Here is a 1,762-nt window from a genome sequence, read left to right on the forward strand (position 1 = left end):
GGCCGCCGTCCACCGGTCGCGGCCGGGCCGCCGTCCCCCCGGGCCGTTGCCCCGCCGCCACCCGCATGGACCGCGCCCGGCCGCGCTCCCCGGCGGCCCGCCGCACGATGGGGGCATGAGGACTTCCCCCGCTCTGCGTGCCGCCGCCCTCGCCGCCACCGCCGCCGTGCTGCTGCCGCTGGCCGCCTGTTCGGACGGCGGCGGGGAGGGGGCCTCGACACCCACCGGGGCCTCGACCGCCTCGCCGACCGCCACCGCCGACGACCTGGCCTCGCAGAAGCTGGAGTGGTCCCCCTGTCCGCCCCCGAACACTGCCCAGGGCGGCGGCGAGTCACCGTCCCCGCTGCCCGGCGGTGTGGTGTGGGAGTGCTCCTTCATGGACGTACCGCTCGATTACGCGGAGCCGGACGGCCGCACGATCGAACTGGCGCTGGTACGGGGCAAGGCCAAGGACCAGCAGCGGCGGATCGGGTCGCTGGTGTTCAACTTCGGCGGGCCCGGCGCGTCCGGCGTCGCGACGCTGCCCGCGTTCGGCACCGAGTACGACAAGCTCCGTACCCGCTACGACCTGGTCAGCTTCGACCCGCGCGGGGTCGGCCGCAGCGAGGGTGTCCAGTGCGCGGACGACGCCCAGTTGGACGCCTTCTACCAGGAGGACTCCACCCCGGACGACCCGGCCGAGGAGAAGCAGTTCGCGCAGGGGCAGAAGGACTTCATCGCGGACTGCGAGGAGAACTCCGGCCCCGAACTCCCCTTCGTGGGCACGACGAACGCGGCCCGCGACATGGACCTGATGCGCACGGTGCTGGGCGACGACGAACTGCACTACTTCGGCATCTCGTACGGCACCGAGCTGGGCGGCGTGTACGCCCACCTCTTCCCGGACAAGGTCGGCCGGGCGGTCTTCGACGCGGTGGTCGACCCCACGAAGGACGCCGAGCAGTCCTCCATCGGGCAGGCCGAGGGGTTCCAGCTCGCCCTGGACAACTTCACGAAGGACTGCGCGGAGCGCGACGACTGCGCGCTGCCCGGGGCCACCCAGCAGGAGGTCGAGCAGTTCATCGCCGATCTGCTGTCCGAGCTGGAGGAGGAGCCCATCGACGGGCTCGGCGACCGGACGCTGACCCAGACGCTGGCCACCACCGGCATCGCGTCCGCTCTCTACTCCGAGGAGACCTGGCCGCTGCTGGAACAGGGCCTGGACGAGGCGGACGGCGGGAACGGCGGACTGCTGCTCGCCCTGGCCGACTCGCTCAACGGCCGCTCGGAGGACGGGCGGTACGACAACTCCAACGCCGCCAACATCGCCATCAACTGCGCCGACAGCAAGCAGCGGTTCTCCCTGGCGCAGACGAAGGCGGCCCTGCCCGCCTTCCGCAAGGCGTCCCCGCTGTTCGGGGACTACCTGGGCTGGGGGCTGATGAGCTGCACCGGCTGGCCGGTCGCGGGCGCCTGGGAGACCCCGGACGTCAGCGCCCCCGGGGCCGCGCCGATCCTCGTCATCGGCAACACCGGCGACCCGGCCACCCCGTACGCGGGCGCGAAGGCGATGGTGGAGAAGCTGGGCAAGGGCGTCGGCGTCGAGCTCACCTACAAGGGCGAGGGGCACGGCGCGTACAACAGCAAGGACGCGTGCGTGCAACGGGCGGTCGACGGCTATCTGTTGAACGGTACGGTGCCGAAGTCCGGCACGGTCTGCGACTGACCGCAGCGGCCCGGCTCGGAAAACTGGAAAAGGGGCCCGGTCCGCGCGTGGCGGACC

The 1,762-nt window shown here is 72.5% G+C and carries 1 protein-coding gene; it reads left to right on the top strand.

What is annotated here, in order from left to right; all coding sequences use genetic code 11:
• Nucleotides 1-115 precede the first annotated feature (115 nt).
• Complete coding sequence (locus tag ACFWM7_RS35190) at nt 116-1,705, top strand: alpha/beta hydrolase (RefSeq protein WP_383268833.1); 1,590 nt, start codon at nt 116-118, stop codon at nt 1,703-1,705.
• Nucleotides 1,706-1,762: the final 57 nt, after the last annotated feature.

This window comes from Streptomyces sp. NPDC058375 (genome assembly GCF_042723425.1).
Lineage (GTDB): Bacteria > Actinomycetota > Actinomycetes > Streptomycetales > Streptomycetaceae > Streptomyces > Streptomyces durocortorensis.